The sequence below is a fragment of the Paenibacillus sp. FSL F4-0100 genome (assembly GCF_037993005.1).
Taxonomy (GTDB): domain Bacteria; phylum Bacillota; class Bacilli; order Paenibacillales; family Paenibacillaceae; genus Paenibacillus_AQ.
In genome coordinates this window covers 2,021,833-2,046,024 of the sequence record NZ_CP150303.1, presented here as the reverse complement: position 1 = coordinate 2,046,024, position 24,192 = coordinate 2,021,833, and the positions used below count along the sequence as shown (strand labels likewise).

Here is a 24,192-nt window from a genome sequence, read left to right as displayed (position 1 = left end):
GAATGCTGACAGAACCAGTTACCGCAGGCGGTATGCGGCTTCACTCCAGCGGAGCTCGTTCTTGAAGCGCGGTATCGTTGTATCCTTATCAATAATGACCGCTTCAATGCCGACCATCTCCGCCCAATCGCTCAAATGCTCAGCCGTCATGGCATAAGAGAGAACGGTGTGATGCGCTCCACCGGCCAATATCCACGCTTCCGCAGATTCGCGGAGCGATGGCTGCGGTTTCCACAGCACACGGGCTACCGGCAGTTTCGGCATCGGCTGCTCCACCTTGACGCCATCCACGACATTCACCAGCAGTCTGAAGCGGTGACCCAGATCGATCAGGGAAGCATTGACCGCCGGGCCGTCTTGGCCGTTAAACACGAGTCGCGCGGGATCTCCCTTGCCTCCGATCCCGAGTGGATGAACTTCCAGCGTCGGTTTATCCAGTGCAATGGTCGGACATACCTCCAGCATGTGCGATCCAAGAATCATATGATTCCCTTGCTCGAAGTGATAGGTGTAGTCCTCCATGAAAGAAGTGCTTTTATTGCCCGCAAGCACCTTCAATACACGCGTCAGGGCAGCTGTTTTCCAATCCCCTTCCCCGCCGAAGCCGTAACCCGACTCCATCAGACGCTGTACGGCGAGTCCCGGAAGCTGCTTCATTCCATGCAGATCCTCAAAGGTCGTCGTGAATGCGCCAAAGCCGCCCTCTTCCAGGAAACGACGAAGCGCAATCTCGATCCGGGCTTGATACGTAATCGAATCGCGCACGGGACCGTCGCTAAGCCCTTCCTTGGTTATGGAATACAACTCCGCATATTCGTTCAGGAGCGCCTTAACCTCTTCATCGCCGACTTCATTCATGGACTGCACAAGATCGCCGATGCCGTAACCGTTCACGGACCAGCCAAGCTTGATTTGGGCTTCTACTTTATCCCCTTCGGTTACCGCCACTTGGCGCATATTATCGCCGAAGCGGGCCACTTTCAGCCTGCGGCTTTCGGCATAGGCCGCAGCGGTCCTCATCCAGCCGGCAATGCTGCCTCGAACCTCCCCGTCTTCCCAATGGCCCACAACCACCTTGCGAGCAATGCCGAGACGGGCACCAATATGACCATACTCGCGATCACCGTGCGCGGATTGGTTCAAATTCATAAAATCCATATCAATCGTTTCCCAAGGGATATCCCGGTTGAATTGGGTATGGAAATGAAGAAGCGGCTTCTGCAATTGGGATAGACCCGCGATCCACATTTTGGCCGGGGAGAAGGTGTGCATCCAGGTCATGATACCTGCGCAGGACTCATCATTGTTGGCCTCAAGAATCAGGTTGTATATTTCATCGGGTGTCGTTACGATCGGCTTGAACACAATGGGATAGGAAAATACAGGATCTTTATCAAACTCCGTTGCCACGATGCGGGAATGCTCAGCTACCTGCTCCAGCGTTTCGGGGCCATACAAGTGCTGGCTTCCGGTGACGAACCAAAAAGAATACGGTTTCAAATTCATAATTATAACGCCTCCTGTATGAATGCTTGCTTGCCATCTTGTACATACCTATAAACAAAAAATATAGATCACATTATAAATGTACGTACAAGTTGAATCACTCACATTCTACCCCCGCATCTCAAAAATAGCAAGATCAAAATAAAAAAAGCCTGGAAAACCAGGCTTTTTTTATTTAATCGTATATTGGGCCTTCGAATCAGGATCTACGAACTGCAAAATTGAAAAGTGCACTCTATTTCTTGACCGCAATTTCAGCCAATAGATCAGGTTTTTTTCGCCACCGGATTTCCCGGATTGGTTGTGATGCTTAATGACTTGCCCAAAATATTATTTCTGCACCGCTGCTTTCAGCATTTCGATCTTCTGTTCTTTGGACATATCCCATGTGGCTGAAATGCTGTATTCGAAGCCGCCTTCATGCCAAAACACGTATTTTGGATAGATATGCGCCGGGAAGTCATCCTCAAAGAAGCCTTTCTTCTTACTTCCCTCTGAGTCCAACGTATACTTTGAAATGGCCAGTGTGTCTTTCCCGTTCGTATACTCAAGACGGATAGTTGCCGCCTCTTCCCAATCTATCTTTTTCGCATAGATGGGTTTTCCGCTCTTCTTGCCTTCGGCCCTTACTTCATCAAGGAACTTGCCTTCAGTTGGACCTTCAATTCTCGCTTTGGAAAACTTATATCCCTCCGGCAAGTTGGCGGGCTGCTTCAGGATGGAACCTTCCAATGTGGAAGCTCTTTTCAAGTAGTCCTCGTAAGCGGTAAATGTTTCTATCCCTCCCCAATAACTTAGGTCGAATCCGCTGTTAAGATCCTTATATTTATGATACAGAACGTACATATCGCCTGTCTCATTACTTAGCTTCTTCACTCTATTGGTCTCAGCTTCGATATACTTCTTTTCCTCTGGAGTTAGAGCCTTGGCTGCAACTTCTGCTTTTTTCTGCGCCTTTTCCAGTTCGTTCTTGTAGAGCTCGCGGTCTATATCTCCCTCGGGATAGATCATATCAGCAGCTTTTAAATCCTGTTCCGATTGCACGGAAGCCTTTGGTGTTACGCTCCCTGCATCGCTTTCCTTAGCATTAACCAATGTCACGCTGCCAAGCGCGATAATCATCCCCATCGCCAGAATGGATAGACGGTATGATTTTTTGTGAAAATGTTTAATCATCGTAAGTCTCCTTTTCATTTGTTTATGTGTGGCGGACAGGCCGGCAAGCCCCGGCTGGCGTTGGTTTCCTGAAAAATGCTCCAACACGTGGATGATCGTTTGTCCGTATGCATTGTTTTGCTGCGGGCTCATCCGATTCAAGGCGCATGCATCGCAAGCCATCTCCTGATCCTGTCTTGCTTTACGTACGGCTAGCCATAATAACGGATTAAACCAATGGATGATCAGGATGGTATGCATCAACCAGTTCACGGCGACATCCCGCCGCTGAATATGCGCGAACTCATGCGCCAGAATATATTGAAGTTGATCTTTTTTCAGCGTGATGAGCAGACTGGGCGAAATGGCGATCGCCGGCTTGCTAAAACCGACCACGGCAGGTCCAGGAATTCGCTCGCTGGACAGAAATTGCACTTTTTGCTTCACGCCTAATTGCTGTTTCGTCTCGTGAAACACTGCCGATAGAAAAGGCGTATCTATCTTTCGGCCCGCGCGCAGGGCTTGTTTCAATCGAAGCTGGTCGTATATCGTTTTCGCGGCAAGAAGCAGCACGCCCGCAAACCAAACCGCAATCAGCGTATTGGTGAAGCCTATTTGGTTGAACCCATTCCACCAAAAGCCGCTCTCCTGCACGAGTCCCGATTCAAGGGATGGAGCAGGTACTTCCGAGGTTCCGCTTGCTCCCGGGTTTATAGAGCGCTCAACATGAACCGTCGCCTCGCTTATTCTCCCCGCTTCCTTCCCACCCGATGAAACTTGAGTTTGTTGATGAATACCGGGTGCTATGGCCTCCAAAGACAAAACATTGTATAGGCTAAGCGAGGATTCCGGAGCCCAAGGGAGCAGCAAACGTATGGCTACAGGTAGCCAAAGCCAATATTTCCATCTGGCCTCAATTTTGTTTCTTAATAGAAACTGTAGAATCAGCACAAGTACGATCAGGATGGAGGCCATGAACGATCCGCGAATCACCCAGCCAAAAAAAGACAATAAATTTTCATGCAATGTAGGACTCATCAGGGCTCTCTCTTTTCTGTTTCCCCGTCGCTGCGGTTATCGTCAAACAATGCCTTTAGATCCTCGATTTCTTGCGCATTCAGTTTTTTATCCTGCAGAAAGTTGGCCAGCATCGGCTTTAAAGATCCCCCATAAAGCTTTTTCATGAAGGATTTGGTTTCGGACTGCAGATACTCCTGCTCGCTGATGATCGGATAAAATAGTTGGGTGCGCTTTGAACCCTTTTCCAGTTTCGCACCCGCTGCTTCCTTCTGCACCAGACGACTGAGGAGCGTCCGGGTCGTATTGGGGCTCCACCCCATTTGATCCGTCATTTGTTTTACGACCTCGCTGGAAGGGCAGTCCGGATTTGTCCACAATACGCGCATAATTTCCAGCTCTGCATCCGTGATCGGTGGTATTTGATTCATGCATGAAACCTCCAAAGTCAATTTACTCAGACTACATATGTAGTTATAATACACATGCTACATTTGTAGTTTAGTAATGTCAACTTGTTTGGCAGAGCGTAATTTCTCGTTTTTGTTACACGAAAAAATGATTCGCACCGCCTGTGGGCATGATGATCTGCAAAAGAACCCATGTCATCGTATTTTGGAGCGCCTGTCCGAGAAAAAATATAGCTGGCGCAAAATGTTATTTTTTCACGGCTGCTTTTAGCATTTCGATCTTCTGTTTCCTGGACATATCCAAAGAGGAGGTTGAAATGCTGTATTCGAATTTGCCGCCATCATTCCAAAAAACGTATTTTGGAAAGACATTCTTCGGCAGCTTATCGTCAAAGAAACCTTTTTTCTTGCTTCCCTTCGAATCTACCGTATCCTTGGAAAAGCCCAGCGTGTCTTTTCCGCTCGCATATTTAAGACGGATGGTTGCCGCCTCTTTCCAATCGATCTTTTTCACATAGATGGGCTTTCCGCTCTTCTTACCTTCGGCCCTTACTTCATCAACGAACTTTCCTTCGATCGGACCTTCAATGACCGCTGATAAAAACTTATATCCCTTTGGCAGGTTGGCAGGCTGCTGCAGAATGGATCCCTTCAGGGTTGAAGCTTTTTTCAAGTAGTCCTCGTAAGTAGTGAATTCATGAATCCCTCCCCAATAGCTAATATCAAATCCGCTATTTAATTTTGGGTACTTATGATACAGGACATACATATCACCCGATTCTTGGGCCAACTCCTTCACTCTCTGGATCTCAGCTTCGATAAACTTTTTTTCCTCTGCTGATATAGGCTTGGCTGCTTCGTCTGTTTTTTTAACAGTGGCTTCTTGGGCTTTCTCGTTGGACTGCGCCTTTGCCGCGAGACTTACGGAAGAACCCATTAATAAAATGCTGCTTAGTGTCGCGATCGCTACTTTCGTTGCTGCCTTCATTTGGTAATGCTCCTCTCCTATGATTTTTTGTTTTTATAAACTACAACTGTAGTTACAAATCAATACTACAACTGTAGTTCAATAATGTCAACACGGTTTGTGCAGATTTTTTTGTTTTCGTTGAATACAAAAAAAGAAGAGCTGCCCCTGCAGGTTAAAATGCAAACCCAAGTGACACCCCTTCATTATGATCATTTCATATAGGATATCGGTACCCGATCCGGATAATCCGTAATAATCCCATCCACATTCGCTTGAAGCACGTAAGGAAATTGCAGCATGTCCCGAATGGTCCAGACCATCGTTTTCATCCCGGATTGATGGATCTTTTGAACCAGCCCCTTAGAGACCAGTCTCAACGATATATTCACATATTCCGCATAGGCTTTCATATCCTCCAACCGCTGCTTGGATAAGTCGCCCGAACTGGTGATAATAACGCCCAGCGGGATATCGGGCATTATCTTGTGGAACCGAAGCAGCGAGTCCGTATCTGCAGACTGCACGATGATCAGGTCCTTGTACCGCTCACCACCATCAGCGCCGAAGATATACCTATTCAAATCGTCTGCGACCTTTTGCTCGATACCCGGATACCGGGAGGGGGATTTCAATTCGATCAACAACCCGATACGTCCTGTGAAATGCTCAAGTACCTCCGCCAATGCAGGAATGACTTCTCCTTTAAACGCCGAATCGTACCATGAACCTGCATCCAGCCTACGCATCTCCTCGAAGGTTAAATTACCTACCTCTCCTTGTCCATCCGTGGTTCGCTCAACCGTGGAATCATGAATCACGACGACCTGCCCATCCTTACTCAATTGGACATCCAGTTCCAGCATATCCGCTCCCATATCAAACGCTTTAACAAAAGAAGCCATCGTATTTTCCGGGGCATATCCCGACGCCCCCCGATGGGCGATATTAACCCAGGACTGGTCTCGATCTACGTCAGCGATATTTTGAGAACCGGTCATTGCAAGCACAACTGCTAAGATAAAAATCATTCTTTTCATTGGGCTATCAATCTCCTAGTCGTACCTTGTTCACTTCATGGCTACCTCGTGAAGGATCATTTCAGGACAGCCTGCCCATCCCCATCTGATGCTAATTCTTCCCTTTCTGCTCCAAGTTCAGTCAGATATGAATGAACTCAGCTCAATGTTCACCAGGTATGATTTTTGTTCATTTTATATTTAGCTCTTGTAATATGAACGTAAATGGAGTAATTTGTACATATATGAACATTATAAATTTCATTAAAATACAATCTTGAGGAGATGAATGAACATGGAAAGACGTTATGCCTCACACCCGAACGAAGTGAAACAATTTGACACAGAAAGACTCCGTAAGGAATTCCATATCCCAGTCCTGTTTACGCCTGACAAGTTGGAGCTTGTCTTGACGCACGAAGATCGTATGATTATCGGTGGCGCCGCTCCCGTTCGAGAGCAGGTCAAACTGGAAACGGACCTTAAAGAGCTGGGTGTTTCCTCTTTCCTGGAACGCCGTGAGCTTGGCATTATCAACATTGGCGGACATGGTACCGTGCTGGTTGACGGTGCAGAGCATGAATTGAACAACAAAGAATGCTTGTACGTTGGCATGGGTACGGAAGAGGTTATTTTTAAAAGCACGGATCCATCCAACCCGGCCAAATTCTATTTGAATTCTGCGCCGGCGCACCAAACATTCCCGACAGCTAAAGCCACTTTGGAGAAAGCTGATTCCAGCGCTTTGGGCGATATCAAAAATTCCAATGATCGTGTGATCTATCGTTTCATCCATCAAAAAGGCATTGAGTGCGCCCAACTTGTTATGGGTATGACCCTGCTGAAAGAAGGAAACATGTGGAACACGATGCCTGCCCATACCCATCCAAGACGCATGGAGGCTTATCTCTATTTTGATTTACCGGAAGAAGCGGTGGTCATCCATCTGATGGGGGAACCTAATGAAACGCGGCACATCGTTATGCGCAATGAACAGGCCGTGATTTCGCCAAGCTGGTCGATTCACAGCGGCGTAGGCACAAGCAACTATACCTTCATCTGGGGTATGGCCGGAGATAATAAACGTTATGATGATATGGACCCGGTGTCCATAAAAGATTTAAAATAGAGGGGATTATCCATTAACCCACGGAAGAGTTGAGATTCATATGAACCCGTTACGACGCTATGAAAAAATAATGGAGTACCTTCTAACCCATAAAGAAGTGACTGTCGCCGATCTAAGCCAGCAGCTTCAGGTGACCGGAAAAACGATTCGCGAGGATCTGACCAAGCTGGAGGAACAAGGTCTAATCGTTCGTGTGCATGGCGGGGCTGTGCTTGCGCACAGCGATCAATTCGGCATCCTGCCGTCCAAAGAACCACTTGCCAAGCACCCGAATGAAAAAACCGAAATCGCGTTGAAAGCACTGAAGCATATCAATACCGACGACATCATTGCCCTGGACGGAGGCAGCACCACGCTGGAGATCGCTCGAAGGCTGGAAGACGTGCCCTTAACGGTCATTACGAACGATGTCTATATCATCAGCGAACTGGCGACGAAGAATCATATCCGTTTGGTCGTACCGGGGGGCTACCGGGTCCGGAATATGCTCGCAGGCCCCGAAGGCGTATCGTATGTAACGCAGCTAAACATTCAAAAGGCCTTCATATCCGCGACGGGCGTCCATCTTGATCATGGATTGTCCATATATACCGGGGACTTGATCCCTTTCAAACGGGCATTAATCGAAACCTCGCTGGAGGTTTATGCCGTTGTTGACCATCATAAATTCGGGCAAACGGCATTAAGGACTTTTTCATCCCTGCAGGAGATCAGCGGCATCATTACCGATGCGGGACTGTCACCCGAGACGGTCAATCAATATGACGGTGCCGGCGTTACTATGCTGTAACCGCTGCATAAAACTTATCGACCGGGCTAGCTTCATACGATTCTAATAGAGAGCAAGTGAGAGGGGATTTACGGAGCATGAACAGGTTTGATTTATCAGGCAAAACTGCAATCGTCACAGGTTCCGCCAGAGGATTGGGACAAGGCATCGCGATAGCTCTAGCCGAAGCCGGCGCGGATATCGTTGCCGTGTCCATGAATACAAGCGCCGAAACGATAGATGCCATCACATCACTCGGCAGAAAAGCTTCCGAAATTCAGGTCGATCTAAGCGACCAGAGCAAACTCCAGCAGACTTTTGACCAAGCGCTGGAGCTAACGGGGCACGTGGACATTCTCGTGAACAATGCCGGCATTATCCGCCGGACACCGGCCAAGGATCATGCTACACAGGATTGGCTTGACGTGATTGATTTGAATCTGAATACTGTATTCTTACTGTCCCAACTGGCCGGAAGACATATGATTGAACGCGGCAGCGGCAAAATCATTAATATCTGCTCGATGCTGTCCTACCAAGGCGGAATCAACGTGCCCGGATATACGGCAAGCAAGCATGGTGTTGCCGGTCTTACGAAAGCATTGGCTAATGAATGGGCAGCCAGTGGCATCCAGGTGAACGGAATTGCTCCCGGTTATATCGAAACCGATAATACGGCAGCTATCCGTCAGGATGAGGAACGACGCACTTCCATTACGGATCGTATTCCTGCCGGACGCTGGGGTAAACCCGAGGATATTGGCGGACCTGCCGTATTCCTCGCTTCCGCCGCTTCGGATTACATGAACGGACATGTACTTTGTGTTGATGGCGGATGGATGGCCCGTTAAGGGTCATAAGTGCTGTATCAAAAGCATGTCAACCTAAGCAATCTAGCGATAAGAGGCTGTGCTTTTCCACTGCTGCTGCAGGCGGAGGAAGCACAGCCTCTTTTTCGTCCATTTTCCACTTTCATCTGATTAGAGACCCTAAGTTCTTGACGGGTACCGACATTTCACGAATATACGAACCATCCTTTGGGACATCCTAACTTTACGAAATGGGCCTCGAAGGACCGTGAATAAAGAAAGGATGGTTTTTGGAGTCATGCGCGGAACAAAATCGATACGTTGGATCAGTCTTGCCTGTTTATTCACACTGATCGGTTCAATAGTCCTTACCGGCTGCACCCCTAACAGCAATGACCGGGTGCCAACCCCCAATATGGGCGTAAACCCTTACCGGGTGAACACCGGCTTCCTGCTTCGAAATGCCGTGGAACGCGGAACCCTGCGAATTGCAACGGAACGGGATTATCCCCCCTTCAGTTACCATGGAACGGGCGGAAGACTTACGGGTTTCGATGTGGAAATCGCTGAAGAGGTTGCCCGTCATATGGAGCTAAAAGCAGAATTCGTTGAAACCGAATGGGAGAATCTGCTGCCAGGGCTGACGGAAAGCAAATACGATGCCGTCTTCAACCAGATTGAAGACCGGCCGGACCGGCGGGCCCTTTATGATTTTTCCGTCGCTTATCTATCCTCTACTCCGGTTCTGCTTGTGCGTTCCTCGGGCGAAGATCAGATCCGTTCCTTCTCGGATATCAAGGGTAAGCGTGTCGGCCTGAACCCCACCGGAATCTATAAGGATATGGCCAAGAAGCATGGAGCGGACATCGTCCCGATCAAGTATATATCAGACGCAGCCCACAAGCTCGCAAATGGAGAGCTGGATGCCGTCATTTCGGACCAGTTATCCGTGACCAACCTGAAGCAGCAGTTCCCTGATCTGCCGGTTGCTACCGCTGAATCCGCCGATCAGGTGTTCGAGATTTCTGCAGCCTTTGTAAAAGGGAATCCGGATCTCGTCGCTGCCGTTGATAACGCACTGGCCACCATGCAGCAGGACGGAACGTATTTGACCATTTGGAACAAATACTTTGGAGACGCTCCGGTGAGTTATAAAGGCATCCATGATCGAAAGGTTAAATAGAATTTTCAAAATTCAAAATTCCTGACAAAAAGGCGCTTGCTTTGCTGAATACCAGCAAAGCAAACGCCTTTTTACATGTGCATATTATGATTCTTCGGCTGTCTCTCCCGCATTCGCTTCCTTAGCGTCCGCTTCATCCTCTGTCTCTGCAACCTCAACGGCACGAGGCACGATGACGGTTGCGAGAATCTCCTCATCCGAAGCATGTAATGTAATACTCTCCGGTACTTTAATATCTGCAACCGTAAGCTTGTCGCCTATCTCCAGAGCGGATACGTCTGCTTCAAGGGTAGAAGGCAGTTCACCTGGCAAGCCCTCTACTTCGATTTCGGTCACCTGGGTTTGCAGAATACCTCCAGATTTCGTTCCGACAGCAGTACCATGATAATCCACCGGAATGCTGACACGAACCGGCTTATTCATGGAGATCCGCAGAAAGTCCACATGGGATACAGTGCCGCGTCTCTTTTGAATGTCCTTAATCAAAACCGGAATTTTACCGGAGCCTGGAATATCAAGCTGGAATACCTCCGAACGTCCGGTGTGAAACAGCTTGGCCGTATCCTTGAAATTAACAGCAACCGGGATGCTTTCCTCGCCCCCGCCGTATACGACGCCGGGGATTCCGCCATTTTCGCGAAGCACTCGACGAGAAGCCCGTGTAAAATCATTACGAACATCTGCTTGGAGTTGAACTGTGTTTCCTTTTGACATGAGTGACATCCTCCTTTATCGAAAACAAAGTCTATCTCATTATTACCCTATTTCCCTGCTAACTAATCATGAGATGCAGATGTTTTAAATTTCAATCCAGTGGGTAATGAATGGTACCCCTTTTGAAATATAAATAATGGGAGCCCCCCTTTCAGTACAAAAGGAGGGCTCCTTATTTTTTTACGATACAATCCTCAACTCGCCATATCCTGCTGCTCTTGGCCCCCAGAGCCTTCGTCTTTGTGACTTCGCAGCGAAATTCGTACCTTTGCTTCATCCGGCGGAATATCGATAAACCAGTCGTTCTCGCCTTCCCGATCCTCCCAATCATTCAACCTGACGATACAGCCGACCCGCTTGGTTCCGGAGGCTGCGTAGAAGACCGCTCGAGCTTTGCCGCTGTCCGCCTTTGAGAATGGCACGCTGCCATCCTGCACGCCCGTTCCCCACACCCATACGTTCCAGCCATCATAAGCTTGATCACGTCTCTCATATTCGATCTCAACGGTAGTCAGCCCTTGCTTCTTCTGGGCCTGATCCTCGTACAACACCATCAGTGACAGCCCTGGGACGGCTATAGCTCCTTGGTCCAACGTCTCGATCGTATCCGTACCTGCCTGGCGATCATTCACCACGATGTTCCAGCGGTAAGGCGTAGGCGGCAGATCAACCGTCATTTCATGCTCATTCCCGTTCACGATCACAACGATCTGTCCCCAGCTATCTTGTGCGGCATGATGCGTTAACCGGTAGGCAATAATCCGATCGCTGCTGCGCAGCACTTCCATATGTTCCTCAATCTCTTCTCTTGCTGCCATCCGAAATGCTGGGTGGGCTTTGCGCAGGGCAATAAGGCCTTTGTAGTAGTCAAACACAGGTCTGAATCGTTTCTTGTTCGACCAGCGGATGGCATTAACGGCATCCCCGCTGCGGTAGCTGTTATGATCGCCAAATTTCGTGCGAAGCAGCTCATCGCCGGCATGCAGCAGCGGAATCCCCTGAGAGAGCAGTACAATGCCGTTAGCCAGCAAGCTGCGGCGCACAGGCACTGCCGACATCACATCTTCATCAGGAATATCGACATAAGGCTTAGATGCAGCGGTTGCCTGCCATACATCGCCGCCGTTAACCAGCTTCCCGTCCATCAGATGGAGCAGCCCTGCCTGCTCTTCCATCCCGTGTGCCACCAAAATTTTGTCCCACAGATTCAAATTATCGTGCACGGTGACGTAATTGACCGTCTCATCCGGATGCAGCGCAAAATCATGGATCGAGCCCATCATCCCTTCAACGACCGCACCCTCGTACCATGGTTCGCCCGTAGCAAACCCAGGGCCGCGACCGTCATTGTCACCCTTAATGGCATGCCGGAAATGATCATTGAATACAGCAAAGCCTTGACCCTTCTGACTTCCTTTGACGGTCTGCTCCGTTAACGGGCTTAAGCCTCCTGTCCAGGGTTCACCATAAAACAGAAGAGAGTAATCCACCTCACGACGCAGCTCACTTACAAGCTCTTTCATCGTTGTTGTATCGATCAAAGCCATCAAATCAAACCGAAATCCATCGATGTGATACTCCTCGGCCCAGTACCTTAAGGAATCCTTGATGTATTTGCGTACCATCGGCTTCTCCGTAGCCAGCTCATTGCCTACGCCTGAACCGTTCGATAAATTTCCATATCCATCCTTGCGATAGAAATACCCCGGCGCTAATCGTTCAAACGGACCGTCATCCACCGTATACGTATGGTTGTAAACCACGTCCATGATGACACGGATTCCCCTCGCATGCAGAGCCAGAATCATTTCCTTCAGCTCCCGGATGCGCACAATTGGATCCATAGGGTCTGTCGCATATGAACCTTCAGGAACGTTGTAATTTTGCGGATCATACCCCCAGTTATACTCGCGGTTCAAGCAGCCGGTTTCATAACCGTCCAGCTCATTGACCGTTCGAAAATCAAATACCGGCAGCAGATGCACATGGGTTACACCCAATTCTTCAAGATGATCCAGGCCAATGGTATTCCCTTCGGAATCCCGCAGGCCACTCTCCGTGAATGCCTTATATTTCCCTCTATATTTCATTCCCGAATCGGTATGAATCGAGAAGTCGCGTACATGAAGCTCATAGAGCACCGCATCCGTAGGCTTCAGCAGCTCGGGTCTAACATCCTGCTCCCACCCCGGCGGATTGCTCTTCGCCAGATCAACAACCGCCCCGCGGCAGCCGTTGGCGGACACCGCTGTTGCATAGGGGTCAACGGCATAACACACGTCACCGTCCACTGACTCGATTTGGTACATATAATACGTTCCATGAAGATCCCTGTTTACGACAGCCGACCATATACCGTCGCCACTATGTTCCATCGAATATAAAGTACCGCCCTCGTGATCCGTTACGAGACCTTGCTCGTTATACTCTCCCGGACTTTCATACAAAGCCAGTCTCACATGAACCGCTTCCGGAGCCCATACCTGAAAGGCCGTTCCCTCTCTTCGGTAGGTTGCCCCCAGCTTAACACTAGTGCAGCTCTTGATCATGTCCATAGTCATCATCACCGTCACTTATAAGTAGATTTACTTCCTAGTATGGGCGCCTGAATCATAAGACAGACCTCTAGCACATGAATGTAGAACGCTTTCATATACCATGATATGCCAAAAGCCCTGATTTGGTTTGGGTTTGATGCCAATTAACTATATATTTAGGCTATTATACTAGCAAATATGCCGGGTGTCTTTCTTTTGACAAAAAAACATCTGCCCAAATGGACAGATGTTGTCAATGTATGGTTTTCGTGGAAAAAGATTAGTAGAGTCCTCAAAACAAACGTAGTGCTTCATCAATTCCTAAGACCGTTCGGGGCTTCTTCCCCTTACTCGCCTGCAATTTCTATGGATTCCACCAGAGCCACTACTTCCTCTGCGGTACCCATTTCAATTGCTTTGGCAGCGAGTGCCTGCATATCACTGCGGGATAGCTTCCCGATCTGGCTGCGCGCCGGAAGAATGGATGTAGCGCTCATGCTAAACTCATCCAGCCCCAAACCGAGGAGAATCGGAATCGCCGTGGCGTCACCGGCCATTTCACCGCACATACCAACCCAGCGGCCTTCGCGATGAGCGGCATCGATAACCATTTTAACCAGTCGCAAAATCGCCGGATTATAGGGTTGATACAAATAAGAAACCCGTTCATTCATGCGGTCAGCGGCCATCGTATACTGGATAAGATCATTCGTTCCGATACTGAAGAAATCAACCTCTTTGGCAAACTGATCCGCAAGCACCGCAGTGGATGGAATCTCCACCATGATCCCGAGTTGGATTTCCTCGGATACCGGAATGCCTTCGCTTACAAGCTTGGATTTCTCTTCCTCCAAAAGCGCTTTGGCTTCGCGGAATTCACCGAGTGTCGCGATCATGGGAAACATGATTCGCAGATTGCCATGAACGCTTGCGCGGAGCAGTGCCCGAAGCTGTGTTCTGAAAATATCCTGACGATCCAGGCACAGCCTAATGGCCCGGAATCCCAGGAACGGATTCATTTCCTTAGGAAGATCCAGATAAGGCAGCTCTTTGTCCCCGCCGATATCAAGCGTGCGGACAACAACCGGCTTGCCTTCCATTTTCTCCAGTACCGATTTATAAGCGACATACTGGATCTCTTCGGAAGGAAGTTTATCTCTGCCCATGTACAAGAATTCCGTACGATACAATCCTACCGCTTCCCCGCCATTCTCCAACACGCCAGTTACATCGTTTGGTGTCCCGATATTGGCGGCCAGTTCCACATGGATCCCGTCCTTGGATACCGTCGGTTCGGAGCGGAGTTTCTTCCATTCCTCGACCTGTTTGGCGTAGGCATCCTGCTTCGCACGGTATTGGGCTACAATAGCTTCAGTAGGATTAATGATGACATCCCCTTCCAGTCCGTCAACGATGATCAAATCCCCGTTTTGGACCGAAGAGAGCACGTTTTTCGTTCCGACGACAGCCGGAATTTCAAGCGAACGGGCCATGATGGCAGAATGCGAGGTACGCCCGCCAATATTCGTCGTAAATCCTTTAACGTAGTTGCGGTTCAACTGCGCTGTATCCGACGGGGTCAAGTCCTCTGCAACCACGATCACTTCTTCGCTGATTTCGGATGGACTGACATAATTCAGGCCGAGCAGATGCTTAAGAATACGTTTGGTTACGTCGCGCATATCCGCTGCCCGCTCCTGCAAGTAGGCACTCTTCATGTTCTCGAACATTTGAATGAATTGGGTTGCCGTTTCATTTAAGGCGTATTCCGCGTTAACCGAATCGGAAGCGATTTTCGCTTTGACCGGTTCAATCAATTCCGGATCATTCAGGATGAGAAGGTGAGATTCGAAAATCTCAGCCTTCTTCTCCCCGAGTTCCTGAAGCGTGCGGGCTTTGATCGCTTCCAGCTCAGCCTGGGACTGAGCCAGCGCCGCATCCAGCTTCGAAAGCTCGGCATCTGTGTCTGCCACTTGCTTTTCCGTAACAGAGTAATCGGGATGCTCCAGCGTAAATGCACGTGCAATCGCGATGCCTGCGGAAGCCGCGATTCCTTTCAAATTATTCATGAAGCTCGCCTAACCCTTCGTTCACCATCACTTCTTGCAGTGCAGTCAGCGCTTCGCTCTCATTGCCGCCTTCCGTGATCAGTGTCAATGTATCACCTTGCTCCAATCCGAGGGACAGAACGCCCAGGATCGATTTCAACGTTACTTTTTTGCCGTTAGCTTCGGCAAATGAATTGGTATCCTGGAATTTGTTCGCCGTATTTACCAATGCTGTTGCTGGACGTGCGTGAATTCCATCTTCGTCAATAATTCTGAATGTTTGTTGCATGTTCATCATCCTACTTTCGTATGTTTAAATTTTTTGGAATCCTTGAGATAACCGTGAAATTAAGGTTTCAATATGGTGATGATCCCTTGTTCACCGCTTTTTACTTCACCGGTCTTGTTCAGCTTCACAGAAGCTCCTTCCGGCAAATTCGAGAAGATCACAGGAGAGATAATCGATTTGGCATTCGCCTTCACATAATCCAGATCCACTTGCATGATCGGTTGGCCTGTAGATACCAGATCCCCCTCCTGAACAAGCACTTCAAACCCTTGCCCCTTCAGCTTAACGGTATTGACGCCGATATGGACAAGCACTTCCTTGCCGCCATCGGACATAATGCCGACCGCATGCTTGCTGGGGAATACGTTAAACACGGTCCCGTTAACAGGAGAAGCGATCGTTCCGTTATGAGGCAATACCGCAAATCCATCCCCCGTCATTCGTTCTGCAAACACAGGATCAGGTACATGAGAAATATCCATAAGCTCTCCATCGACTGGAGATGCGATCTCCTCCATGACAAGCGTTTCTCCGTTCTGACCCGCCTGCAACTCTTCTTTAGCAGTCGGCATCGTTTCCACATCCGCTGCTGCAGGTGCGGTAGTCGGTGTTATACCCGACATAATGTCCTGGATTTGCGATTTAATCGTATCGGAACGCGTTCCGAATATCGCCTGGATATTATTCCCCACCTCCAGCACACCTGACGCACCCAACTGTTTCAGCCTTGTCTTATCGACACGACCCTTATCTTTCACCTCTACCCGAAGACGGGTAATGCAGGCATCCAGATGCGCAATGTTAGGTTGGCCGCCAAGCGCAGTCAGAATGTTAAGCGGCAGTTCACTTTTGCTGTCACCACTTGCTCTCTGGGAGCCTGATTCCGACTCCGATGCAGAAGCTTCCTCCCGGCCCGGCGTCTTCAGATTGAATTTCCGAATGACAAACCGGAATCCGAAATAATAGATTACTGCCATGATAGCACCAACAATGAGAACATTCCACCATGGCGTCCGATTCGGAATGACACCGAATATCATGTAATCGATCAGGCCGCCCGAGAAGGTCATGCCAATCTTGGTACCCAGAATATGCATGGTCATGAAGGATAGACCTGCGAACAACGCATGCACGACGAACAAGATCGGTGCGACGAACAGGAAGGAGAACTCTAGCGGTTCCGTGATCCCGGTCAAGAAGGAGGTCAGTGCTGCCGACCCCATAATACCAGCAACGAACTTTTTGTTCTCCGGTCTCGCTTCATGATAGATAGCAAGCGCAGCAGCAGGAAGACCAAACATCATAAACGGATATTTACCCGTCATGAAGGTGCCTGCTGTAAACTCGACACCATCCCGAAGCTGAGCCATGAATATATTTTGATCACCGCGCACCATTTGACCTGCCTGATTCAAATATTCCCCGAACTCAAACCAGAATGGAGAATAGAAAATGTGGTGCAGACCGAACGGAATCAATCCGCGTTCCACAACGCCGAACACAAAAGCGGACAGCGTCAGGTTTTGCTCCAGCATAAAATGGGATGCAGTGTTAAGCGCAGACTGGATCGGTGGCCATATAAAGACCATTAACAGACCAAGCAAAACGGACGTTGCAGCCGTCATAATCGGAACAAAGCGTTTTCCTGCAAAAAAGCCCAGATAGGACGGAAGCTCTATTTTGAAAAATCTTCGGTACATGCTTGCCGCTAATATACCTACAATAATTCCGCCGAATACCCCGGTTGCCAGGGTCGGAATGCCAAGCACGCTGGCATATTCGTAATTCGTGCCAATCATCGATGGCGTCACGCCGATCACGCTGCCCATGGTAACGTTCATGACAAGGTAACCGATGATCGCAGCAAGCCCCGCCACGCCTTCACCTCCGGCCAAGCCGACGGCAACCCCCACTGCAAACAGCAAGGATAAATTCGTGAACACAATTTGTCCCGCATTCATCATGACAGTGGCAGCTGCTTGAACCCAAGCCGCATTGAGCCACGGTGCATACTGCAGGAAATCAGGGTTGACCAGCATATTTCCAAGGCCGAGTAATAGTCCGGCCGCCGGCAATATGGCCACGGGCAGCATCAGGGCTTTACCGACCCTTTGCAGGACGCCAAAAAGCCGCTTAAACATGAAAATTCTCACCCTCTATCTAGTTGTGATCACAAGCTGAATGTAGAACATCATAAAACAAGCAAATCAAAAAAAGGCATGAGTAACCACGGGAAAATGGATGGCTAATCTCATGGATTAGATTACCCAAAAATGGGTAATAACAACCAAATTCCTGCAATACTCATGCCTGATCGAATCAGTTACACGTTTGATTTGAAGTTTTATGCTTCATAACTGTTCGTATTGTAACATCGTTCATTTTTCGTTGCAACCACATGGTAAGGGACTTAATAAAATCTTCACATTTGCTCGCCCTGCTCTTTGCGCTGGACCAGCCGCTCCAGATGAATGGTCAAATAACCGGCTTCAGCGGGATATACGGGCTTCTTCAGTCGCTGCTCCATCATCTTTGTTAGTTTCCATGCCAAGGAATACGTCTCAGGATATTCACGCTTCAGCAGCCCATCCAATGAACTCGTCTCGTTTACCGCTTCTCCCCGCCGAATCCGCTCCAACGCAAACCGGAGATGGGTTAGTAGACGGGAATAATCCAATGAATCCCTCGGGATGGTATAATCCAGCTGCTGTTCAACGGTATGTACTAGATCCGCGATCAGCTCCGAATGTTTGCGAACCTCCGAAATGTGCTGGTTTGTGAGCGCGCCGTGAAAATGAAGGGCAATGAATCCAATTTCCTCTTGGCCCAAGTCGACCCCAAGTTTCTCCCGGATGGTACGGACGGCGTATTCCGCCATCTCGTACTCCTCTGGATACATCTCTCGGGTTTCGTATAAAAAGGGATTATGAATATAGAGACCTTGGGCATGGCGTTTAATGGCAAATGCAATATGATCAGTCAACGCAATGTGGATATGCTCATTCAGAGGAGCGTCGCTGGATTTGGCAGCGTTCAGAATAATGTCATTCATCGCCTCAATCAGCTTCTCATCGATATGAGGCACCAGCTGCTTATACTGCTCCTGCTCCTCCGGTTTGGTCAAAATGAACATCTTCTCGGCAGCGGAGGCCAGGATACGGTCTTTATTCTTCCGGTTAAAGCCAATTCCCTTGCCAATAACAACAACCTCGCCATGTTGAGGATGCTTCGCTATGATTACATTATTGTTCAACACTTTAGCCACTTGTAAGCTGCTCACGTTTGCACCTCTTTTTGATTCATACGCGTATACTCGGATATCTTATCAGAAATATCAGAGCGCGGCAAAATCATATGTGGTTGCCAAAGACTCCAAAGTGCCGTACCGCTCCCTGTGGGTGCTATCCAATCCTACTTGCCGCTCGTTCTATTCTTCCTTCGCAGCACTTGTCTCAACAGGCACCGGTACAGGTACAAGCTCCTGCTCCACAGCTACCGGCTTTTGGGCCGGGGCAGACTTCTTGGTCAATCCTTTAATCAGTTCTTCCACATCAATCCCTGACACACTCTTCAGCATTTCAGGCGCCGTGGACATCAGCTCGGTCACATAATTGCTCACGCGAGCTGCTCCCTCGCCTTTGCCTGTATCAACAACCGTCAGCTTGTCGATGGACGAGATTGGCTCAGCAATCTTGCCGGCAAGCTCAGGCAGCATTTTTACGATGATGTCGAGCACAGCAGCTTCTCCGAACTTCTGGAACGCTTCGGCGAGTTTCTCTTTGGCATCGGCTTCGGCAATACCGCGCAGGCGAATAACTTCGGCTTCAGCCGTACCTTTCGCACGCTCAGCATCCGCAACCGCCAGACCATCCAGGCGCTTCTGTTCCGCAGAGGCTTTAGCTTGGGTTTCGATGGAATACTGCAAGGCATCCGCTTCGCGCATCTTGCGGGCCTTATCCGCTTCGGCCGCCTGCTCAACGGCATAGCGATCCGCTTCGGCCTTTTTCTTCACGTCCGCGTCGTACTGCTTCTCACGAATCATGATTTCTTTTTCCTGCAGATCGATTTCCCGTTCCTTACGAACGAGCTCAACTTTCATCTGCTCCTCAACCGCCGTTTGTTTGGCACGGGCTTCCTGGATATGATAGGCTTGGTCTGCTTCGGCCTTCGCCGTATCCTGCTCCTTCTTAAAGGAAGCGACCTTCAGCTCCCGTTCCTTCTCGGCTTCCGCGATGTTGGTATCACGTATAACCTCGGCCTTCTGTCCTTCTTCTTCCGCGCGCGCTTTCTGAATCCGCGCGTCACGCACCGCTTCGGCTTCGGCAATCTCCGCATCCCGCTTTACCGTAGCGATCCGTGGTTTACCCAGCGCTTCCAGATATCCATGCTTATCGCGAACGTCCTTAATGGTAAAGGAAACGATCTGCAATCCCATCTTCTTGAGGTCTCTTGCAGCGACACCCTGAACCTCCTGCGCAAATTTATCGCGGTTACGGTAAACTTCCTCTACCGTCATGGAACCGAGAATGGCACGTAGATGACCTTCCAGCACTTCCTGGGCTTCGCCCTTCAGCGCTTCAATCGGCTTACCCATGAATTGCTCGGCTGCCGTTGCCACATCTTCGATCGAGCTTCCCACTTTTATGATGGCTACCCCATCGGCCATAACCGGAACGCCTTGCTCCGTGTACACTTCAGGTGTCATAACATCCAGTTTATGAGATAAGAGCGATACAAATTCGGAGCGCTGAAATACGGGAAGTATAAATGCGCCTCCGCCGCGCACGATTTTGATTTTGCGGCCGGATTCATCCTCCGACAAATTTCTACTTCCCAAAAAAGAACCGGTTACGATCATCGCTTCATCCGGGCTCACCGTTTTGTAACGGGCCCAGAACGCAAGTCCTAACACGACAATGACGCCTACAACTATCGACGGAATTACTAAGAATTCTGGCATTGAATCAATCCTCTCCTTTTCGTTCTTCCAGTTCGGACACTCTCAGGACACCCTCAACAACGTCGACAACCACCACACGGACACCTGCGGGGAGACTTTGGCGATCAAAGCTAGACGCGATGTGCGTCGTGTTGCCTGCGCCAACCTTGACCATCACTTCACCGAATCCTTCTGCAGGAAGCGGTACGGTGACAACGCCGATCATGCCCGCGAGCTCCTTTATGGAGAAGCCCGTCGAGTTCTCGCTGTTCGCCATCGGTTTAACGTAGCCGAAGTAGACGAGAATCGAAATGACGATAGCCGCTAAGACAGACAGCGTTACATGGGCACCTGCCGCTAATTCCGTGTATTTCGTCAGCATGATTCCGGTACCGCCAAATACAGTGATTCCTCCAGCGATCACAACCGGATTGAAAAAATCCACTGACAAAAAGTCTAATAATCCGTCAAGCGCCGAGCTAAGTATGTCACCAAGCACTACGGTTACGATGGCAAATATCACGCCTCCGATCAGACAGCCCCAATATAACGCTTCCATGTTGATTGCCCCCTCTAGAACTCCTTACTGTGTATAACAAGTAATACGGCAAAATGTTTGCTAAAGTTTCAATTATTTCCCTAAACGTATGAAAATCTCTTCATATCTATATTCCACGTCCCAATTAAAAAGCCTGCACGGCATGAACCGGCAGGCTTTGAACCCATTTCTATTCCTTGTCATGTAACGACAGGACAACCCTTATAGCGACATTTTATAAATCTCCACGACGTCTTCACGCTGCAGCTTGCGGAAGTTGCCAAAAGGACCAAACCGCATCGCCTTATCGGCCATAGCCTCGATCTGGCTGTCGTCAATCTCGTACTCTCCCAGCGTTCTTGGCGCACCGATGGAAGTCCAGAAGCTGCGAAGCGCTTTAATTCCTTCCAATCCGATGGCTTCATCGCTTTTTCCTGCCGGGTCCACTCCGAATACGTTCACGGCAAGTGACTTGAAGCGCTGAGGATCCGCACTTTGATTATATTTCATCCAATTCGGGAACAGGATCGCCAGTCCGCCGCCATGCGGAATATCGTATACGGCAGATACCGCGTGCTCGATGTTATGGGTTCCCCAGTCACCGGCCATCCCCATATTGATCATGCCGTTGAGCGCCATCGTTCCGCAGTACATGATCGTCTCGCGGTGCTCATAGTTCTCCAGATCCTCAACCAGCTTCGGTGCCGTATCGATAACGGTACGAAGTATCGTTTCGCAGAATCCGTCCTGCACGGGCGTGTTGGTGTCTTGGTGGAAGTAGTGCTCCAGCACGTGAGACATGATATCTACGATACCGTACACCGTTTGATCCCGCGGAAGAGAGAACGTATGTACAGGGTCCAGAATCGAAAATGCGGGGTACGCATGAGGACTTCCCCAGCCCATCTTCTCTTGGGTTACTTCATTGGTGATGACGGAGCCGCCGTTCATCTCCGATCCCGTTGCAGCCATCGTAAGTACCGTTCCAAGTGGAAGACCCGCTTGCGGAACGGCTTTGCGCTCTACGAAATCCCACATATCTCCGTCATATTTGGCGCCAACGGCAATGGCCTTGGAGCAGTCAAGGACGCTTCCGCCGCCAACGGCCAGAATAAGATCAATGTCATGCTCCCGGCACAATGCCACACCCTTATGAACCGTCGACAGGCGCGGGTTCGGTTCCACACCGGCAAGCTCCGTCACTGCTGCATTCGCTTCCTTGAGCAATGCGATAACCTGATCGTACAGTCCGCTGCGCTTGATGCTGCCGCCACCATATACGAGTAATACGTTTCGGCCATATTTGGCCACTTCACCACTTAAAGCGCTCAACTGGCCCTTGCCAAAAATCAATTGAGTCGGGTTATGAAAAACAAAAGGTCTCATGTGCATTACCTCCATTGCATCTTGTTCGCATCTATATTCTATGTTGCATGCTTTTTCATTCTATACCATTCCCCTAATGCAAAACAAACAGCCGTATTTCTCCAGAAAGATCGGCTGTTTGAATGATGATCATCGTTACCGTTAACTTCAATCCATCATATATCCATCAATGAATATCTATTTGCTGTCTGAGACGTATCCCATATGGCTCAGGAATCGCCGAAATGCCTGTTGTCCTTCTGCCGTCTGTTTGTACACCCCGGCATGCTCCAAAATCGTCGTAAATTTGTGGCCGACCTCCCGGCGAATCAGCTCGATCGCCTCGGCCTTATCCGGCGAGGCTGCTCCCCGTCCTCGCAGCTCCTCGATCCAATCTCCATGGATGGCAAGCGGATGGTCGGTGGCCTTGCTGTCCGCGTAAAGCTCCTCGTTCCCCGCCAGGATATCGGCGATTAGATCGAGCTCTTCCTTGAGTCGGCCCGGCAGGATCGCCAGGCCCATCACTTCAATCAAGCCGATGTTTTCCTTCTTGATGTGGAACATCTCCCGGTGAGGATGGAAGATCCCTTCCGGATATTGCTCATTCGTGCGATTGTTCCTCAGAACCAGGTCCATCTCATAGATGCCCTCGTCATTTCGGCGGGCAATCGGAGTAACCGTATTATGGCGGACCCGCTCTCCGTCCACTTGGCAGAACGCTTCAATATCTGCTGAAGGATCACTGTAGATTTTCCATGCCTCGTATATGCTGTTCGCGCATTCAAGGAGCGATTCCCGTTCCTTTGAGGATAGCCTGATAACCGACATCGGCCACTTCACAATGGCCACGGATACGCCCGGATAATCCCCATGCGTAAATCCGGCCACCTTCGGTGCTTTCTGAATCGGGAAAGTATGGCGTCCCCCTTGAAAATGATCATGCGTGAGAATCGAGCCCCCGACAATCGGGAGATCCGCATTCGATCCGAGAAAATAATGCGGGTAGGCATCGACGAAGCTCAAGAGGCGGGCAAGCGTCGCTTTAGTCAGCTTCATCGGCACATGGTCGTGATGGAATACAATACAGTGCTCGTTATAGTAAACATACGGCGAGTATTGGAAGAACCATGGTTCTCCGTTTAGCTCCAGCGGAATAATGCGCAGGTTTTGCCGCGCAGGGTGATTGACCCTGCCTGCATAACCGACATTCTCCCGGCAGAGCTGGCATTTCGGATAGACCGGCGGAGGCAGCAGCTTAGCCATGGCTATTTCCTTCGGACTCTTCTCCGGCTTGGAGAGATTGATGGTAATCTCAATATCGCCATACGCGCTGGCATGCCGCCAGTATTCGTTCTTGGCTACGCGGTCCATGCGAATGTAGTTCGAGTCGATGCACAGATTGTAAAATTGCCGGGTTGCCGCAATAATCCCCTGCTCCTGCTGGACCGCCCGGAACTGCGCTGTTACTTCCGAAGGTCTTGCCATGAACCGGCCCATGATTTTGGCGTCCAGCAGATCCCGGTACGTATCGGTATTGTCGGGGATCATACCATGTGCCGCGCCGTAATCGATCATGATGTCGAGCATAGTCTGAGGCCCATCCGGTATCGGGTCGTTCACTTCGTCGCCGTACGGTTCGCTGAATCCGAAATCCTCCAGCAGCAGATTGCGGCTGTAATCGGCATCGGCTGCCTGAATCAGGCCTTTATGAAGTGCAAAACGCACCAGCATTTCAATCGCATGAAGAACCTGCTTGGATTCGGGAGTTCCTGATGTTGCTGCATTCATGGTCATCGTC

19 protein-coding genes are annotated in these 24,192 nt (G+C 49.6%); 4 read left to right on the top strand and 15 right to left on the bottom strand.

The genetic code is table 11. The annotated features are described in order from the left end of the window. Window positions 1–18: 18 nt before the first annotated feature. The 5 genes from araA to MHH48_RS08915 all read right to left on the bottom strand — a co-directional run bounded on the left by araA (window position 19) and on the right by MHH48_RS08915 (window position 6,095). Window positions 19–1,506 (bottom strand): L-arabinose isomerase, encoded by a 1,488-nt coding sequence (gene araA / locus MHH48_RS08935; RefSeq protein ID WP_076320490.1) that lies wholly within the window; start codon window positions 1,504–1,506, stop codon window positions 19–21. Window positions 1,507–1,836: 330 nt separating this feature from the next. After that, a complete protein-coding gene (locus MHH48_RS08930) occupies window positions 1,837–3,699 on the bottom strand; it encodes a M56 family metallopeptidase (protein ID WP_076320489.1) in 1,863 nt (620 codons plus the stop codon). Then, entirely contained in the window at window positions 3,699–4,109 is a 411-nt protein-coding gene (locus tag MHH48_RS08925) for a BlaI/MecI/CopY family transcriptional regulator (RefSeq protein ID WP_076320488.1), read from the bottom strand. The genes MHH48_RS08930 and MHH48_RS08925 overlap by 1 nt, the downstream gene beginning before the upstream one ends. 226 nt (window positions 4,110–4,335) lie before the next feature. Next, a complete protein-coding gene (locus MHH48_RS08920; RefSeq protein ID WP_076320487.1) occupies window positions 4,336–5,076 on the bottom strand; it encodes a hypothetical protein in 741 nt (246 codons plus the stop codon). Window positions 5,077–5,267: 191 nt separating this feature from the next. Further along, on the bottom strand, window positions 5,268–6,095 hold the full coding sequence (locus MHH48_RS08915) for a glycerophosphodiester phosphodiesterase family protein (protein WP_076320486.1): 828 nt from the start codon (window positions 6,093–6,095) through the stop codon (window positions 5,268–5,270). Window positions 6,096–6,369: 274 nt separating this feature from the next. Here MHH48_RS08915 and kduI point away from each other — a divergent pair, with 274 nt between their 5' ends. From kduI to MHH48_RS08895, 4 genes are all read left to right on the top strand, one after another. After that, window positions 6,370–7,203 (top strand): 5-dehydro-4-deoxy-D-glucuronate isomerase, encoded by an 834-nt coding sequence (gene kduI / locus MHH48_RS08910; protein ID WP_076320485.1) that lies wholly within the window; start codon window positions 6,370–6,372, stop codon window positions 7,201–7,203. A 40-nt stretch (window positions 7,204–7,243) separates the two neighbouring features. Then, entirely contained in the window at window positions 7,244–7,993 is a 750-nt protein-coding gene (locus MHH48_RS08905) for a DeoR/GlpR family DNA-binding transcription regulator (RefSeq protein WP_076320484.1), read from the top strand. Between the two features lie 77 nt (window positions 7,994–8,070). Beyond that, window positions 8,071–8,823 carry a 2-dehydro-3-deoxy-D-gluconate 5-dehydrogenase KduD gene (gene kduD / locus MHH48_RS08900; RefSeq protein ID WP_076320483.1) on the top strand — a complete coding sequence of 251 codons (753 nt, stop codon included), beginning with the start codon at window positions 8,071–8,073 and terminating at the stop codon, window positions 8,821–8,823. 256 nt (window positions 8,824–9,079) lie between these two features. Beyond that, window positions 9,080–9,964 (top strand): transporter substrate-binding domain-containing protein, encoded by an 885-nt coding sequence (locus tag MHH48_RS08895; protein ID WP_076320482.1) that lies wholly within the window; start codon window positions 9,080–9,082, stop codon window positions 9,962–9,964. A gap of 84 nt (window positions 9,965–10,048) precedes the next feature. Here the strand turns inward: MHH48_RS08895 and MHH48_RS08890 are convergent, their stop codons facing one another. The 10 genes from MHH48_RS08890 to MHH48_RS08845 all read right to left on the bottom strand — a co-directional run bounded on the left by MHH48_RS08890 (window position 10,049) and on the right by MHH48_RS08845 (window position 24,182). Next, window positions 10,049–10,678, bottom strand: coding sequence for a 50S ribosomal protein L25 (locus tag MHH48_RS08890; protein WP_076320481.1), 630 nt, complete (start codon window positions 10,676–10,678; stop codon window positions 10,049–10,051). A gap of 194 nt (window positions 10,679–10,872) precedes the next feature. Further along, on the bottom strand, window positions 10,873–13,233 hold the full coding sequence (pulA, locus tag MHH48_RS08885) for a type I pullulanase (protein ID WP_256720369.1): 2,361 nt from the start codon (window positions 13,231–13,233) through the stop codon (window positions 10,873–10,875). A 329-nt stretch (window positions 13,234–13,562) separates the two neighbouring features. Continuing rightward, on the bottom strand, window positions 13,563–15,284 hold the full coding sequence (gene ptsP, locus MHH48_RS08880; protein WP_076320480.1) for a phosphoenolpyruvate--protein phosphotransferase: 1,722 nt from the start codon (window positions 15,282–15,284) through the stop codon (window positions 13,563–13,565). Further along, window positions 15,277–15,552: an HPr family phosphocarrier protein gene (locus MHH48_RS08875; protein ID WP_009591829.1), complete on the bottom strand. Its 276-nt coding sequence runs from the start codon at window positions 15,550–15,552 to the stop codon at window positions 15,277–15,279. The genes ptsP and MHH48_RS08875 overlap by 8 nt, the downstream gene beginning before the upstream one ends. 59 nt (window positions 15,553–15,611) lie before the next feature. Next, window positions 15,612–17,693 carry a glucose-specific PTS transporter subunit IIBC gene (gene ptsG / locus MHH48_RS08870; protein WP_076320479.1) on the bottom strand — a complete coding sequence of 694 codons (2,082 nt, stop codon included), beginning with the start codon at window positions 17,691–17,693 and terminating at the stop codon, window positions 15,612–15,614. A 281-nt stretch (window positions 17,694–17,974) separates the two neighbouring features. Next, the gene (locus MHH48_RS08865; protein WP_076320478.1) at window positions 17,975–18,832 is read right to left on the bottom strand and encodes a PRD domain-containing protein; all 858 of its coding nucleotides are present in this window, start codon (window positions 18,830–18,832) and stop codon (window positions 17,975–17,977) included. A 147-nt stretch (window positions 18,833–18,979) separates the two neighbouring features. Next, complete coding sequence (locus MHH48_RS08860) at window positions 18,980–20,512, bottom strand: flotillin family protein (RefSeq protein WP_076320477.1); 1,533 nt, start codon at window positions 20,510–20,512, stop codon at window positions 18,980–18,982. Between the two features lie 4 nt (window positions 20,513–20,516). Continuing rightward, window positions 20,517–21,050: a protease gene (locus MHH48_RS08855; protein WP_076320476.1), complete on the bottom strand. Its 534-nt coding sequence runs from the start codon at window positions 21,048–21,050 to the stop codon at window positions 20,517–20,519. Window positions 21,051–21,251: 201 nt separating this feature from the next. Continuing rightward, complete coding sequence (locus MHH48_RS08850) at window positions 21,252–22,415, bottom strand: iron-containing alcohol dehydrogenase (RefSeq protein ID WP_076320475.1); 1,164 nt, start codon at window positions 22,413–22,415, stop codon at window positions 21,252–21,254. A 177-nt stretch (window positions 22,416–22,592) separates the two neighbouring features. Beyond that, window positions 22,593–24,182: a UDP-glucose--hexose-1-phosphate uridylyltransferase gene (locus tag MHH48_RS08845; protein WP_076320474.1), complete on the bottom strand. Its 1,590-nt coding sequence runs from the start codon at window positions 24,180–24,182 to the stop codon at window positions 22,593–22,595. Window positions 24,183–24,192 lie beyond the last annotated feature (10 nt).

What these genes read in the sequence shown, in the direction of transcription:
- MHH48_RS08930 (WP_076320489.1), bottom strand. Translation starts at nt 3,699, where the DNA reads ATGAGTCCTACATTGCATGAAAATTTATTGTCTTTTTTTGGCTGGGTG.
- MHH48_RS08915 (WP_076320486.1), bottom strand. Translation starts at nt 6,095, where the DNA reads ATGAAAAGAATGATTTTTATCTTAGCAGTTGTGCTTGCAATGACCGGT.
- MHH48_RS08895 (WP_076320482.1), top strand. Translation starts at nt 9,080, where the DNA reads ATGCGCGGAACAAAATCGATACGTTGGATCAGTCTTGCCTGTTTATTC.
- MHH48_RS08905 (WP_076320484.1), top strand. Translation starts at nt 7,244, where the DNA reads ATGAACCCGTTACGACGCTATGAAAAAATAATGGAGTACCTTCTAACC.
- ptsG (WP_076320479.1), bottom strand. Translation starts at nt 17,693, where the DNA reads ATGTTTAAGCGGCTTTTTGGCGTCCTGCAAAGGGTCGGTAAAGCCCTG.
- MHH48_RS08860 (WP_076320477.1), bottom strand. Translation starts at nt 20,512, where the DNA reads ATGCCAGAATTCTTAGTAATTCCGTCGATAGTTGTAGGCGTCATTGTC.
- MHH48_RS08920 (WP_076320487.1), bottom strand. Translation starts at nt 5,076, where the DNA reads ATGAAGGCAGCAACGAAAGTAGCGATCGCGACACTAAGCAGCATTTTA.
- MHH48_RS08875 (WP_009591829.1), bottom strand. Translation starts at nt 15,552, where the DNA reads ATGCAACAAACATTCAGAATTATTGACGAAGATGGAATTCACGCACGT.
- MHH48_RS08890 (WP_076320481.1), bottom strand. Translation starts at nt 10,678, where the DNA reads ATGTCAAAAGGAAACACAGTTCAACTCCAAGCAGATGTTCGTAATGAT.
- MHH48_RS08855 (WP_076320476.1), bottom strand. Translation starts at nt 21,050, where the DNA reads ATGGAAGCGTTATATTGGGGCTGTCTGATCGGAGGCGTGATATTTGCC.
- araA (WP_076320490.1), bottom strand. Translation starts at nt 1,506, where the DNA reads ATGAATTTGAAACCGTATTCTTTTTGGTTCGTCACCGGAAGCCAGCAC.
- MHH48_RS08850 (WP_076320475.1), bottom strand. Translation starts at nt 22,415, where the DNA reads ATGAGACCTTTTGTTTTTCATAACCCGACTCAATTGATTTTTGGCAAG.
- MHH48_RS08845 (WP_076320474.1), bottom strand. Translation starts at nt 24,182, where the DNA reads ATGAATGCAGCAACATCAGGAACTCCCGAATCCAAGCAGGTTCTTCAT.
- pulA (WP_256720369.1), bottom strand. Translation starts at nt 13,233, where the DNA reads ATGGACATGATCAAGAGCTGCACTAGTGTTAAGCTGGGGGCAACCTAC.
- kduI (WP_076320485.1), top strand. Translation starts at nt 6,370, where the DNA reads ATGGAAAGACGTTATGCCTCACACCCGAACGAAGTGAAACAATTTGAC.
- ptsP (WP_076320480.1), bottom strand. Translation starts at nt 15,284, where the DNA reads ATGAATAATTTGAAAGGAATCGCGGCTTCCGCAGGCATCGCGATTGCA.
- kduD (WP_076320483.1), top strand. Translation starts at nt 8,071, where the DNA reads ATGAACAGGTTTGATTTATCAGGCAAAACTGCAATCGTCACAGGTTCC.
- MHH48_RS08925 (WP_076320488.1), bottom strand. Translation starts at nt 4,109, where the DNA reads ATGAATCAAATACCACCGATCACGGATGCAGAGCTGGAAATTATGCGC.